The sequence below is a fragment of the Chromobacterium sp. CCUG 76385 genome, from assembly GCF_059916625.1.
Genome location: NZ_JAUCGU010000003.1, coordinates 163,253 through 176,085, shown reverse-complemented (window position 1 = coordinate 176,085; position 12,833 = coordinate 163,253). Strand labels below are relative to the sequence as shown.

General features: G+C 64.2%; 14 protein-coding genes. 9 read left to right on the top strand and 5 right to left on the bottom strand.

Features of this window, described 5'->3' with window-relative positions:
• Positions 1-48 precede the first annotated feature (48 nt).
• From hisF to QUG01_RS04175, 9 genes are all read left to right on the top strand, one after another.
• Positions 49-813, top strand: a complete 765-nt coding sequence (gene hisF / locus QUG01_RS04215) for an imidazole glycerol phosphate synthase subunit HisF (protein ID WP_500829031.1) — start codon at positions 49-51, stop codon at positions 811-813.
• Positions 810-1,193 (top strand): phosphoribosyl-AMP cyclohydrolase, encoded by a 384-nt coding sequence (hisI, locus tag QUG01_RS04210; RefSeq protein ID WP_500829030.1) that lies wholly within the window; start codon positions 810-812, stop codon positions 1,191-1,193. The genes hisF and hisI overlap by 4 nt, the downstream gene beginning before the upstream one ends.
• Positions 1,194-1,314: 121 nt before the next feature.
• On the top strand, positions 1,315-1,638 hold the full coding sequence (locus tag QUG01_RS04205; protein ID WP_043620457.1) for a phosphoribosyl-ATP diphosphatase: 324 nt from the start codon (positions 1,315-1,317) through the stop codon (positions 1,636-1,638).
• Between the two features lie 16 nt (positions 1,639-1,654).
• A complete protein-coding gene (locus tag QUG01_RS04200; RefSeq protein ID WP_500829029.1) occupies positions 1,655-1,978 on the top strand; it encodes a histidine triad nucleotide-binding protein in 324 nt (107 codons plus the stop codon).
• A gap of 65 nt (positions 1,979-2,043) precedes the next feature.
• Positions 2,044-2,250 carry a Sec-independent protein translocase subunit TatA gene (gene tatA, locus QUG01_RS04195; protein ID WP_043620451.1) on the top strand — a complete coding sequence of 69 codons (207 nt, stop codon included), beginning with the start codon at positions 2,044-2,046 and terminating at the stop codon, positions 2,248-2,250.
• A gap of 19 nt (positions 2,251-2,269) precedes the next feature.
• Positions 2,270-2,794, top strand: coding sequence for a Sec-independent protein translocase protein TatB (gene tatB / locus QUG01_RS04190; protein ID WP_500829028.1), 525 nt, complete (start codon positions 2,270-2,272; stop codon positions 2,792-2,794).
• Entirely contained in the window at positions 2,791-3,531 is a 741-nt protein-coding gene (tatC, locus tag QUG01_RS04185) for a twin-arginine translocase subunit TatC (protein WP_500829027.1), read from the top strand. The genes tatB and tatC overlap by 4 nt, the downstream gene beginning before the upstream one ends.
• Positions 3,528-3,872 carry a DUF2069 domain-containing protein gene (locus QUG01_RS04180; protein WP_500829026.1) on the top strand — a complete coding sequence of 115 codons (345 nt, stop codon included), beginning with the start codon at positions 3,528-3,530 and terminating at the stop codon, positions 3,870-3,872. The genes tatC and QUG01_RS04180 overlap by 4 nt, the downstream gene beginning before the upstream one ends.
• Before the next feature lie 200 nt (positions 3,873-4,072).
• A complete protein-coding gene (locus QUG01_RS04175; protein ID WP_500829025.1) occupies positions 4,073-5,704 on the top strand; it encodes a methyl-accepting chemotaxis protein in 1,632 nt (543 codons plus the stop codon).
• Positions 5,705-5,814: 110 nt separating this feature from the next.
• On the opposite strand, the gene QUG01_RS04170 is transcribed toward QUG01_RS04175, so the two are convergent.
• The 5 genes from QUG01_RS04170 to QUG01_RS04150 form a co-directional block, all read right to left on the bottom strand.
• On the bottom strand, positions 5,815-6,603 hold the full coding sequence (locus QUG01_RS04170; protein WP_500829024.1) for a TatD family hydrolase: 789 nt from the start codon (positions 6,601-6,603) through the stop codon (positions 5,815-5,817).
• On the bottom strand, positions 6,603-7,250 hold the full coding sequence (locus QUG01_RS04165; protein ID WP_500829023.1) for a hypothetical protein: 648 nt from the start codon (positions 7,248-7,250) through the stop codon (positions 6,603-6,605). Before QUG01_RS04165 ends, QUG01_RS04170 begins: the two co-directional genes overlap by 1 nt.
• A 125-nt stretch (positions 7,251-7,375) precedes the next feature.
• Positions 7,376-9,136 (bottom strand): ABC transporter ATP-binding protein, encoded by a 1,761-nt coding sequence (locus tag QUG01_RS04160; RefSeq protein WP_500829022.1) that lies wholly within the window; start codon positions 9,134-9,136, stop codon positions 7,376-7,378.
• Positions 9,126-10,868: an ABC transporter transmembrane domain-containing protein gene (locus QUG01_RS04155; RefSeq protein WP_500829021.1), complete on the bottom strand. Its 1,743-nt coding sequence runs from the start codon at positions 10,866-10,868 to the stop codon at positions 9,126-9,128. The genes QUG01_RS04160 and QUG01_RS04155 overlap by 11 nt, the downstream gene beginning before the upstream one ends.
• A gap of 67 nt (positions 10,869-10,935) precedes the next feature.
• Positions 10,936-11,853, bottom strand: coding sequence for a bestrophin family protein (locus tag QUG01_RS04150; RefSeq protein WP_500829020.1), 918 nt, complete (start codon positions 11,851-11,853; stop codon positions 10,936-10,938).
• Between the last annotated feature and the right edge of the window lie 980 nt (positions 11,854-12,833).

Genomic DNA, 12,833 nt, shown 5'->3' with positions numbered 1-12,833 from the left:
CGCTTGGCGTGCCTGAAGTTTTCTGGCTGAAGTTTTCTGGATAGTTACATGCTTGCCAAACGCATCATCCCCTGCCTGGACGTGACCGCCGGCCGCGTGGTCAAGGGCGTCAATTTCCTGGGCCTGCGCGACGCCGGCGACCCGGTGGAAATCGCCCGCCGCTACAACGAGCAGGGCGCCGACGAACTGACCTTCCTCGACATCACGGCCAGCTCCGACCAGCGCGACATCATTCTGCATGTCATTGAAGCGGTGGCGGAGCAGGTATTCATTCCCTTGACCGTCGGCGGCGGCGTGCGCAGCATCGCCGACATCCGCCGCCTGCTGAACGCCGGCGCCGACAAGGTCAGCATCAATACCGCCGCGGTGACCAACCCCGAGTTCGTGCGCGAAGCGTCCGAGCACTTCGGCAACCAGTGCATCGTGGTGGCGCTGGACGCCAAGGCGGTGACGCCGGAAAACGACCGCTGGGAAATCTTCACCCATGGCGGCCGCAACCGCACTGGGCTGGACGCCGTCGAATGGGCGCGCAAGATGCAGGCGCTGGGCGCCGGCGAAATCCTGCTGACCAGCATGGACCGCGACGGCACCAAGGCCGGCTTCAACCTGCCGCTGACCCGCGCCGTGTCCGACGCGGTGGGCATTCCGGTGATCGCCTCCGGCGGCGTCGGCAATTTGCAGCATTTGGTCGATGGCGTCAAAGAAGGCCATACCGACGCGGTGCTGGCCGCCAGCATCTTCCATTTCGGCGAATACACGGTGAGCGAGGCCAAGCAGGCCATGCGCGCCGCCGGCATCGAGGTGAGGCTATGAGCTGGCTGGACGAAGTCAAATGGGACGACAAGGGCCTGGTGACCGCCATCGCCCAGGACGCCGCCAGCGGCAGGGTGCTGATGGTGGCGTGGATGAACCACGAAAGCCTGCAGCTGACCGCCGACACCGGCATTGCCCACTATTGGAGCCGTTCGCGGCAAAAACTGTGGAAAAAGGGCGAGGAGTCCGGCCATTTGCAGACGGTGAAGGAGCTGCGCCTGGACTGCGACGGCGACGTGATTGTGATGCAGATCGAACAAATGGGCGGCATTGCCTGTCACACCGGAAGGCAGAGCTGTTTTTACCGCCGTTTCGAGAACGGCGCCTGGCTGACGGTCGATGCCGTGCTGAAAGACCCGCACAGCATTTACCACGGCTGAGTTGCCGCCGGTCAACGCTGCCCGCGATGGACGGGTTACAATGACCGGCCGGGCCGCGCTGTCATCTGCGCGCCATGCCCGTGCCGCATAATCGCCGGATTTCGGCGCAAAGGATATCGATATGACCCCGGATGTGTTGAAAAATATCGCCGACACGCTGGAAGCCCGACGCGAGGCTGCCCCGCAGTCTTCCTATGTGGCTTCGCTGTTTCACAAGGGTGAAGATGCCATCCTGAAGAAGGTGGCGGAGGAGGCGGCGGAGACGCTGCTGGCCTCCAAGGACAAGGATAAGCTGCACCTGGTGCGCGAAGTGGCCGACCTGTGGTTCCATACCATGGTGCTGTTGACATATCATGGCTTGCGTCCCGAAGACGTGGTGATGGAGCTGCATCGCCGCGAAGGCATTTCCGGGCTGGACGAGAAAGCCTCGCGCAAAACCACTTGATGATGGATTGAATTCGATGAGCGATTGTCTTTTCTGCAAGATCGTGGCGGGCCAGATTCCCGCCAACAAGGTTTACGAAGACGACGATGTGCTGGCTTTCCACGACATCCGTCCGATCGCGCCGGTGCATTTCATGATCATTCCCAAGCTGCACGTCGACTCCTTGGCCCACTGCGGCCCGGAGCATGAGGCGGTGCTGGGCAAGATCCTGACGCTGGCCCCCAGGCTGGCCAGGGAGCAGGGCCTGGAATCCGGCTTCAAGACCGGCATCAACACCGGCCGCGGCGGCGGCCAGGAAGTGTTCCATCTTCACGTTCACGTGTTCGGCCACAAGGGCTGACGCGTTTTTCGGCTTCGCGCCGGGATGCGATCCGGCGCCTGTTTCATGGATAAGGAAGAGTCACAATGGGTTCTCTGAGCATCTGGCACTGGCTGATCGTGCTGCTGATCGTGGTACTGGTGTTCGGCACCAAGAAGCTGCCCAACATCGGCAAGGACCTCGGCAACGCGGTCAAGGGCTTCAAGGAAGGCATGAACGAGGGCGCCAAGGATGCCCAGCCGCCAGCCAAGGACGCCGGCCGCATCATCGACGGCGAAGCCGACAAGAAATAAATCCGGACGGTGACGCGGCGTGCTTGATATCAGCTTTGGCGAATTCGTCCTGATCGGCGTGGTGGCCCTGGTGGTGCTGGGGCCGGAGAGGCTGCCGGCCGTGGCGCGCACCGTGGGCGCCCTGGTGGCGCGCGCGCAGCGCTTCGTGGCCACGATGAAGGCGGACATCCAGCACCAGGCCAATCTGCAGGGACTGGACAGCATACGCCAGGACCTGCAGGACGCGGCGCACAGCTTCCGCGGCCAACTGGAATCCGAGGTGCAGCAGGTGCGCGACGCGCTGGACCACCATTCCGCCGAGGCCCGCAATCTGGCCGAGCAGGCGGCGGAACCGTTCCACGAGGCCGAGCGCACCATACACGGCGGCATCGTTCCGGAAGACGCCGCGCCGGCAACGGAAGCGGCATCGATGGCCGACAGCGCCGCGCTGGAGCCGGCTGACGCGCCGCCGCGCGACGAGAACCAGCTGGACCTGTTCGACGACATGCCGCCGCGCAGTAGCGCGGCGCCCCAAACCGAAATTCCTCCGCAAGCCCGCCAATGAACGAACAACCGCTGCTCGCGCATCTGATCGAGCTGCGCACCCGGCTGGTGCGCGCCCTGCTGGGCATCGCCCTGGTTTTTCTGGGCCTGTTCCACTGGTCATCGGATATTTACCACCTATTGGCGAAGCCGCTCCTGGACGCCTTGCCGCATGGCGGCAGCATGATCGCCACCGAGGTGACTTCCACCTTCTTCGTGCCGATGAAGTTGACCATGCTGGCGGCGTTTTTGATCTCGCTGCCGCATACCCTGTACCAAGTCTGGGCCTTCGTCGCGCCGGGGCTGTACGCCCACGAGAAGAAGCTGGTCCTGCCGCTGGTGCTGGCCAGCCTGGTGCTGTTTCTGGTGGGCATGTCCTTCGCCTATTTCCTGGTGTTCCCGGTGGTGTTCCATTTCATGTCGGCGGTGACGCCGGCCGGCGTCAGCATGATGACGGACATCGATAAATATCTGTCCTTCGTGCTCGGCATGTTCATGGCTTTCGGCACCACCTTCGAGGTGCCGGTGATCGTGGTGGTGCTGACGCGGATGGGCGTGGTGTCGGTGGCCAAGCTGCGCGAGGCGCGGCCTTATGTCATTGTCGGCGCCTTTGTGATCGCCGCCATCGTCACGCCGCCGGACGTGCTGTCGCAGACCATGCTGGCGGTGCCGCTGTGGCTGTTGTACGAGGTCGGCGTGCTGGTGGCCGCGCTGATGGAGCGCAAGGCGCGGCGCGCCCAGGCCGAGCCCGCGCCATGAGCCGCGAACATTTCCGCCAAGGCGCGTCGGCCGCGCTGATCGTCCTGATCCTGATGACCCTGGCTTGGGAGCTGTGGCTGGCGCCGCTGCGCGCCGGCGGTTCCTTCCTGGCGTTCAAGGCGCTGCTGTTGCTGCTGCCCTTGCGCGGCATTCTGGCCGGGCGCCTGTATACCTACCAATGGTCCAGCATGTTCATCCTGGGTTTCTTCACCGAAGGCGTGATGAGGGGCTGGGCCGACCACGGCCTGGCGCAGCGATTGGCATGGTGTGAAGTTCTGATTAGTACACTATTCTTTATCTGCGTATTGGGATTTGCCAGGAGCTTCAAGCAGCGCGCTTGAGGTAAATGGACAAGGCGAAGAGTCCGGCAGCCCATGCTGCCGGTTTTTTTTTGGGCTTTTGGATACTGTTATCGCGTGAATGTTCCCGTTGGCGATACGGCGTGTGGCCGCCTGTGGCGGCCCTCGTCTAGAATCCCAGCATATAACGAGACCGGGTACAGCCCGGCCGGCATTCACTCTATTGGGTATGGGGAATTACCATGCGGAATTTGTCTATCGCGGCCAGGATTACGCTTGGCTTCGCGCTGCTATTGGCGGCGCTCATTCTCACCGGATTGTTGGCGCAACTGGGTCTGGGCAAGATTTCGGCGCGGGCGGAGGACGTCACTTCGCACGAGCTGGCCTTTTATACCGACATTGTCAGATTGCAGCGCGACATGGGCAATCTGCGGCGTTTCGAAAAAGACTACTTCATCAATATCGCCAACGACGGCAAGCGCGCCGAGTATCTGGAAAAATGGAAAAAAGCGCAGGCCGACGCGCAACTGGCGATCAGCCAGGCCGGCACCCATCCGCTGAATGATGAGGCCTCTCAGCAGCTGTCCAAACTGTCCGGCCTGCTTGGCGGTTATGTCGACGGTTTCGGCAAGGTGTCGTCGCAGGTGGAGGGCAAGCAGCTCGCCGCCACTGCCGATGCCAACCACGAGCTGGAAAAGTACAAGGACAATATCCACCAGATGGAAGGCGTGGTGGATGTGCTGGGCAAGAACGCCGCCGATGCGGTGGGCTTGCTGGACGACCAGATCAATGCCACGGCCGCCAGCGTGCGCAGCCAGATGCTGGCCGAGATCATCGCCGCGCTGGTGATAGGCGTGCTGATCGCCTGGTACATCATCTCCTCCATCCGCCAGCCCTTGCTGCAGATGCGCGATGCCAATCAGGAGCTGGCGGACAAACGCAATCTACGCCTGCAATTGCCGGATTTCGGCAACAACGAGCTGGGCAGCGCCGCCGCCTCATTGGCCAAGCTGGTGGACAGCGTGCGCGCGGTGGTGGTGGAGTCGCAGGGCCACTCGGCGCAGTTGGCCAAGGCGGCCAATCAGTTGAATGTCGTCAGCGAGCATGTGTCGTCTGCGTCGGCGCATCAGTCCGAGGCCGCATCCAGCGGCGCGGCGGCTATCGAGCAGATGTCGGTCAGCATCAATCTGGTTGCGGACAGCACCCAGGATGTGGAGCGGCAGGCGCGGCAGACGATGGAGCAGGCTACAACAAGCAGCGAGCTGGCGCAGAAGGCGGCCGGCGAGATCCGCCAGATCGCCAGCACCATCACCGAAACCGCTACCGTGATGGATGGCTTGAACCAGCGCTCCGCCGACATTGGCGACATCGTGCGGGTGATCCACGACATCGCCGACCAGACCAATCTATTGGCGCTGAACGCGGCGATCGAGGCGGCGCGAGCCGGCGAAATGGGCCGCGGCTTCGCCGTGGTGGCGGACGAAGTGCGCAAGCTCGCCGAACGCACCAGCCAGGCCACCACCGAGATTTCCGGCCATATCGACGGCGTGTTGGCCGATACCCAGCGCGCCTATCAGAGCATGCAGCAGGCCAACGACAAGATTGAAACCGGCGTGGTCAGCGCTTCCAGCGTGGCGGATGCGCTGCAACAGATCCGCGAGCTGGCCGAGCATTCGGTGCACCGCATCGCCGACATCGCCAACGCGATCAAGGAGCAGAGCCTGGCCAGCCAGGAGGTGGCGCGCAATGTCGAGCAGATCGCGCAGATGAATGGCCAGACTACCGAGGCGGCCGGCGAGGCCAGCGCGTTGGCCAGCGAGCTGCAGGCTTTGTCGCATGAGCTGGACACCTGTTTGCAGCGCTTCCGTACTTGAGCCGGCTGCGGGTCCCGCGCATCTCAAGCCCCGGCCATGCGCCGGGGTTTTGCATGATGGCCAGAGATTTTGAATCCGCGACAGTGCGGCACCGCTGATGGGCGCCAGGTTCAAGTCAATCCCAGCGCCGCCAGCGTGTTGGCGTGGAGCGCGTCTCGCAGCGTGGAGACCTCCATGCCGCGCAATTCGGCCAGCACTGTGATAAAGCGCGCCAGCTGCGCCGGCTCGTTGGGGACGTCCTGAGCGTACTCGGGGCGGATGTCCGGCGCGTCGGTTTCCAATACCAGGCTGTCCAGCGGCAGCGTGGCGGCCAAGGCGCGGATGCGGCGCGAGCCGCTATAGGTCATGGCGCCGCCGAAGCCGAGCTTGAAGCCCTGGCGGATGAAGGCCTGGGCTTGCTGCTCGCTGCCGTTGAAGGCGTGGGCGATGCCGCCTTCCACCTTTTGCTCGCGCAAATGCTTCAGCACGCGATCCACCGAGCGGCGCACATGCAGCACCACCGGCAGGCCGTGCTTGCGCGCCAGCTTCAACTGCTCCACCAGCAGCGCCTCCTGCCGCATCGGGTCCAGCTCCGGCAGATAGAAATCGAGGCCGATCTCGCCGACGGCTACCGGCGCATGCGCTGCCAGCGCGGCGTCCAGCAGAGCCAGGTGATCGTCCAGATGCTGGCTCAGATAAATCGGGTGCAGACCGAAGGCGATCCAGCAGCCGTAGCGTTGGCGCATCGCCAGCACGGCGTCGAAGTTGCCGGCACTCACTGCCGGCACCAAGAGCTGGCCGACGCCGGCCGCCTGCGCCCGCGCCACTGCGCCGTCGATGTCCGGCCGCAGCTCCGGCGCGTCCAGGTGGCAATGGCTGTCTATCAGGCAGGAGGCGGACGGCAGCGGGTCGAAGCGCATCACAGCTTCCAGGTGAAACCCAGCAGCGTCTGCCAGCCGGCGGTGTGGCTGCCGGTGTTTTCCGCCGCCCAGCGGCTGCCGGCGCCCAGGTCCAGCGTCCAGTGCTGGCCCATGGGGTGGGACATCACCAGCAAGAGATTGCTCTGCTCCAGCTGCCAGCCGGGGCCGTCATCGCTGTGGTTCAGGCCCAGGCGGCGTTTCTGGTTGGCCAGGCTGGCCCAGCCCAGCACCGAGAATTTCTGCCCCATCCAGTCGCCCAGCGGCGCGTCCAGCGTGGCCGCCAGCAACTGGCCGGGATGGCTGCTGCCGATGCGGCTGGCGTAGCCGAAGGACAGGCTGCCGTCGCGCGGCAGGTCGAAGCCGTAGCGCGCCAGCGCCAGGCTCTGCGACACGCCGCCGCCCAGGCTCCAGGCCGGCTCGCTGGCCACGCCCAGCGATACCCAGCCGCCCGGTGCCGGCAGCGCCCAGCCGCCTTCGCCATCCAGCACGTACAAGGCGCCGAAGCGGGTGCGGTATTGCAGGTCCACGCTGGGTTGCAGCCGCGAGGAGTTGCCGTAGGAAGTCTGCCGCGTCATCAGTTCCGTGCTGATGGACAGGTCGAGGTCCTTGCCGTCGTCGGCGCGACAGGGCAGGGCAGGCAACAACATGCCCGCTGTGAGAAGGCAAATAATAGGTTTCATCGCGGCGGACGTCTCTGGGTCTTTATGTTTCATTTTGAGCATACGCATTCAACCGCATTATGGTGGCTATCGCGGCGCGGAGGCGTCGATGTTCATGCGGTTTCCTCCGTCTGCAGCTGCTGCAATAGATATAGCCGCTGGTAGATGCCGCCCAGCCGCATCAGCTGTTCGTGGTCGCCGGTTTCGGCGATGCGGCCGTGGTTCAGCACGATGATGGTGTCGGCGTCGCGTATCGTGGACAGGCGGTGGGCGATGGAGATCAGCGTGATCTTGCCGGCCAGCCGCGTCAGCGCCTGCTGCACCAGCTGTTCGGTTTCGCTGTCGATGTGCGAGGTGGCTTCGTCCAAGAGCAGGATGCGCGGCTGGCCGGCCAGGGCGCGGGCGATGGCGATCAACTGCTTCTGGCCGCTGGACAGCCGCGCGCCGCTTTCGCCCATATCGCTGTCGTAGCCGTTTTCCAGCGACAGGATCAACTCGTGCACGCCGGCGGCGCGGGCGGCGTCCTCGATGGCTTGTTGCGACAGACCGCGCCCCATGTCGATGTTTTCTCGCGCGCTGGCGGCCAGCAGGAACGGGTCCTGCGGCACCAGGCCGATGCCGGCGCGGAAGGCGGCGTCGCTGATGGATTCCAGCGGCTGGCCATCGATCAGGATGTCGCCGTGCTGCGGCCGGTAGAAGCGCAGCAGCAGCGATAGCAGGGTGGACTTGCCGCTGCCGGTGTGGCCGACGATGCCGACGAAGCCGCCGGCTGGTATCTCCAGGCTCAGCTCGTGCAGCACCGGGTGTCCCGGCTGATAGCCGAAAGTCAGCTGGCGGAAGCTGACCGCGCCTTGCCCTATGCCGCCGTTGGCGGTGGGCGGCGTCGCAATCGGCTCGTTCAGCAGGTGGCTGACCCGGCTGGCCGCCACCACCGCCTGCTGCAGCTGGCCAAACTGCAGCGTGATCTGGATCAGCGGTTCCACCACGCGGCCGATATAGCCGACGAAGGCATACAGCACGCCGATTTCCACGCCGCCCAGGTCGCGCGCGCCGTAGCTGTAAATCACGGCGATCAAGAGCAGCACATTGAGCAGGTCCAGCGCCGGACGCAGCAGCCAGGCGTTGGCGGACAGCTCGCGCAGCCGCGCCTGGTAATAGCGCTGGTTGGTGTCGTCGAAGCGGCCTATGAAGCGGCCTTCGGCATTGCTGGCCTGCAGCACGGCGATGCCGGCAATCGACTCCGCCATCTGGGCGTTGATGTCGCTGCGCAGCGCGCGCGCGCGTGCCACCGACGGCGCGCTGAGCCGCTGGTACAGCCAGACGATGGCGAAAGTGGCCGGGAACAGCAGCAGCGTCACCAGCATCAGCCGCCAATCCAGCCAGGCCATGGCCGCCAGCGCGCCCAGCACCACGATGCTGCTGTTGAGGATGACGAACAGCGCCTGCACATACAGCGCCTTGACCGATTCGGTGTCGTTGGTGACGCGGCTGACCAGCTGGCCGGTGATGGCCTTGTCGAAGAAGGCCATCGGCAGCCGCATCACATGGCCGTACACCTGTTCGCGCAGCCGCAGCACCGAGCGCATGGCCACGCCGGCCAGCCGCACCAGTTGCCGGTAGCGCAGCACGGCGGCGGTGACGCCCAGCAGCAGGCTGCCGGCCAGTAGGCCGGCCAGGGCGCTCCACTCCAGCCGGTGCGGCAGCAGGTAGCTGTCGATGAACACCTTGCCCAACAGCGGCGCGGCGGCTTCCAGCAGGGCGGCGAGCAGCAGCCACAGCGCGCCGCGCCACAGGTGGCGGCGGTCCGGGCGGGCCGCATCGGCCAGCAGCGCGATGGCCTCGCGGGTTTGCGGGCGGGAGACGTCAGATTTCATCGAGGCTGGCCTCCAGTTGTTGATAGCGCCATTGACTGGCGTACCAGCCGTCGCGTTGCAATAGTTGTTCGTGGCTGCCCTGCTCGGCGATATGGCCGTGGTGCAGCGCGATGATGTGGTCGGCGTCGGCCACGGCGGACAGGCGGTGGCTGACGATGATGACGCTGCGGCCGCGCCGGGCCTCGCGCAGGTGTTGCAGAATCTGGGTTTCGGTTTGGGTGTCCACGGCGGAGAGGGCGTCGTCCAGCAGCAATAGCGGCGCGTCGGCCAGCAAGGCGCGGGCGATGGCCAGCCGCTGGCGCTGGCCGCCGGACAAGGCCACGCCTTTCTCGCCTACCGGAGTTTGATAGCCCTGCGGCAGGCGCAGGATGTCTTCGTGCACCGCAGCCAGCCGCGCCACGCGTTCGATCTCCTCCTGGCTGGCTTCCGGCCGCGCCAGCGCGATGTTTTCCGCCACGCTGGCGGAGAACAGGAAGGCCTCCTGCGGCACCCAACTGATGCCGCCGCGCAGTGTGTGCAAGGTGTAATCGGCGATGTCGCTGCCATTCCAGCGGATGGCCCCGTGCTGCAGCGGGTATTGCCGCAGCAGCAGCTTCAGCAGCGTGGATTTGCCGCTGCCGGTCGGGCCGACCACCCCCAGCGTGCGGCCTTGCGGCAGCGCCACGCTGACCTGGCTCAGCGCGGCGGCGGCGTCGGCAGCGTAGTGGAAGGTAATCTGCTCGAAACTGAGCGCGCCGGGCGTCAGAGCGGCGCGGGTGCCGTTGTCCGCCACATCGATCTGGGCGTCCAGCGTCGGTTGCAGCCGCTGCCAGGCGGCGGAGCCGCGCTGCAGCAGCGACAGCACCCAGCCGGCGGCGAACATCGGCCAGATCAGCTGCACCAGATACATATTGAAGCTGGTGAGCGCGCCTATGGTCAACTGGCCATGCCATACCAGATAGCCGCCCACCGCCAGCGCGATGGCGGTGGCGGAAACCAGCGAAACGCCGACTGCAGGTTCAAACGCCGCTTCCCAGCGCTGCGCCTCGAAGCTGCTGTCGGATGCCGCCGCCGCCAAACGCGATAGCTCGGCATCGTTGCGCGCTTCCAGCCCTAGCGCGCGCAGCGTGCGCACGCCGGTCAGCGTTTCCTGCACATGGTCGTTGAGCTTGCCGAAGCGGTGCAGCGCCTCGCCCCACTCGCGGTGGATATGGTCGGAGATGCGGGCGAAGGCCCAGGCCATGAACGGAAACGGCAACAGCGCGGCCAGCGCCAGCCGCCAGTCCACCCCCAGCGTCATCATGCCCAGCACCAGCACCAGGGACAGCGCGCCGTCGAAACCGGCCAGCATGGCTTCGCCCGCGGCCATTTCCACCGAGTCTATGTCGTTGGTGGCGCGCGCCATCAAATCGCCGGTGCGCTGGTGCTGGAAGAAGGCCGGCCCCTGGCGCGACAGCTGCTTGTAGAGCCGGGTGCGCAACTCCACGCCCAACTGGTAGGAGGCGGAGAACAACTGCAGCCGCCAGCCCACGCGCAAAAAGTAAATGACCAGGCCCATGCCGAGCAGCCAGGCCAGTTGCCCGAGCAGAGCGTCGCCCGCCAGTTGGCGCGCCACCAGCCCGTCCACGATATGGCCGACTTGGCGCGGGATCATGACAGTCAGCACCGCCACCGTCGCCAGCATCAGCGCCGCCAGGATGTAGGAGCGCCAGTGGCGCGTGACAAAGCTGAATAACAGGCGGGACAGGGTCATGGACGGGCCGGGCTAAGTGGAGGAGTGGTCCATTCTATGGTAAGGCCATTGTCATTGCTACCTTCTATCAATGAAGGTAGATGCCCTGGCGCGGCGGCGGCGGCGCCTGCAGCGGCAAACCCTGCATCTCGCGCAGCGATGCTTCTATGGTGTGGCACAAGGTCGCCAGCGGCAGGTCGTTGCCTTCGGTGCCGAACGGCTCTTCCAGTTCTTCGGCAATCTGTTCCAGCGCGAAATAGGTGTAAGCGATGAAGACCGCGATCGGCGGCGTCAGCCAGCCTATGCTGGTCACCAGCCCGGCCGGCAGCAACAGGCAATAAATGGTGATGGTGCGGTTCAGCAGCACGCGGTAGGTGAAGGGCATCGGGGTGGAAGCGATGCGCTCGCAGCCGCCCAGGATTTCCGACAGCGTGTTCAGATTGCGGTCCAAGGCGTGCCATTGCAGCTCGCTGAGCTGGCCGGCGCGCTGCAGACGCTGCGCTTCGCGGCCCAGCCAGACCAGGATCAGGGCTGGGCGGAAACGCCCGGCCAGCACTTTTTCCAGGGCGTCCGCCGGCAACAACCGGCGCAGCTGCGCCTCCGCGTCCAGACCGCGCAATTGCGCCTTCAGCGCGTAGGCAAAGGCGCACACGCCGTCGATGAAGCGGCTGCTGTCGTCGTTGTCTCCCAGCGCTGCCAGCATCTGCCGCGTCAGCGAGCGGCTGGCGATCAGCAGCGCGCCCCATAGTTTGCGGGCTTCCCAGAAGCGGTCGTAGCTGACGGAGTTGCGAAAGCCCAGAAAAATGGCCAGCGACACGCCCAACAGCGTAAAAGTGGGGATGCTCAGCGAAGAGTCGCGCAGGCTTTGCAGCCACCAGTGACGCAGGCCGGCGGCGACCAGCCCCACTGCCAACACCATCAGTAGCCGCGGCCAGATGCGCGGCAGCACCGAGCCATGCCAGACGAACAGCAGGCGGAACCAGGAGGGGATATGGCGAACGATCATGGAGGCGAAATGCTTGTCATAAAGACTGAATGTTACACAAATGTATGCCGCCTTATTGTATCCATTTGGCTTGCCGGTTTATCACCAGGCGTCGGCAGCAAGGCCGCAGCTTGGTGATTTCATTATATGCCAAATAAATTTAGCGTGTGTTTTCCAGCATTTTTTAGAATTGATTTTCCTGTTTTGGCGAGTGAAGTGTAAAATAGCGGTTACAAAGTTTGATTGGTTCGGACAGATATAGTCTGCCGCGTTATCCACAAAGCAAAGGTTCATCGTGAACAACGACGGGTGTAGTCGATCCTTCATCGACACGTCGCTTTGCGGGATTCGCGCAGTCTGATTCTTCTACTGCCGCATCCTGCAAGCCAGGGTGTGGCGTCATTGGCCCTCGGGCCTCCGCTCTCTCCTCTTTTGCCTTCGGGCAGCGCCGGCCGGCCTTGGGCCCGCCGCATCGCATCCGCCAGTTCCTATTGAGCCTGAGCTGCCGGCAAGCGCCGCTATTGCGGCTGCCTGTCAGCTTCTTCCCTTGATCCGCTACACGGAGATTTCGATGTCTGAAGAACCAGAACCTCGACCGTGCCGGCCGGAGCCCTTGTCCCGCTGACCTAGGTCTTGGCGGGCGGTGGCAGTCCCGTCGGCATGACCCGGAAATGGGCGCGGCCTAGTCACGTCTGTCTCTCCCCCTTTTGAATTTTCCGTTGCTATACGGAGGAAAGCTTGCGTCCATCGTTGGCCGGCGCGTGTTTTTTCTGGAGGCAGGGAGATGTGCGTCCGGATGAAATGCATCGGCGCGCATGGGAGGGAAAGTCGCAAGATTTCAGCCGCATTCCAAAAGCCGGGTACGTTCATTCTGTAAGCGTTTCTGCTGTCGCTGTGTTGGATAGGTATCTGATTTAACAAAACTTGTCTGAGGGCGGTGGCGCAGTTTTTGATGAAACGCCAAAATAATCATTTAACATGAAAATTGTTAAAACTGAAAA

Coding starts and splice junctions, on each gene's coding strand:
- hisF (WP_500829031.1), top strand. CDS start 49: ATGCTTGCCAAACGCATCATCCCCTGCCTGGACGTGACCGCCGGCCGC.
- hisI (WP_500829030.1), top strand. CDS start 810: ATGAGCTGGCTGGACGAAGTCAAATGGGACGACAAGGGCCTGGTGACC.
- QUG01_RS04205 (WP_043620457.1), top strand. CDS start 1,315: ATGACCCCGGATGTGTTGAAAAATATCGCCGACACGCTGGAAGCCCGA.
- QUG01_RS04200 (WP_500829029.1), top strand. CDS start 1,655: ATGAGCGATTGTCTTTTCTGCAAGATCGTGGCGGGCCAGATTCCCGCC.
- tatA (WP_043620451.1), top strand. CDS start 2,044: ATGGGTTCTCTGAGCATCTGGCACTGGCTGATCGTGCTGCTGATCGTG.
- tatC (WP_500829027.1), top strand. CDS start 2,791: ATGAACGAACAACCGCTGCTCGCGCATCTGATCGAGCTGCGCACCCGG.
- QUG01_RS04180 (WP_500829026.1), top strand. CDS start 3,528: ATGAGCCGCGAACATTTCCGCCAAGGCGCGTCGGCCGCGCTGATCGTC.
- QUG01_RS04175 (WP_500829025.1), top strand. CDS start 4,073: ATGCGGAATTTGTCTATCGCGGCCAGGATTACGCTTGGCTTCGCGCTG.
- QUG01_RS04170 (WP_500829024.1), bottom strand. CDS start 6,603: ATGCGCTTCGACCCGCTGCCGTCCGCCTCCTGCCTGATAGACAGCCAT.
- QUG01_RS04165 (WP_500829023.1), bottom strand. CDS start 7,250: ATGTTGTTGCCTGCCCTGCCCTGTCGCGCCGACGACGGCAAGGACCTC.
- QUG01_RS04160 (WP_500829022.1), bottom strand. CDS start 9,136: ATGAAATCTGACGTCTCCCGCCCGCAAACCCGCGAGGCCATCGCGCTG.
- QUG01_RS04155 (WP_500829021.1), bottom strand. CDS start 10,868: ATGACCCTGTCCCGCCTGTTATTCAGCTTTGTCACGCGCCACTGGCGC.
- QUG01_RS04150 (WP_500829020.1), bottom strand. CDS start 11,853: ATGATCGTTCGCCATATCCCCTCCTGGTTCCGCCTGCTGTTCGTCTGG.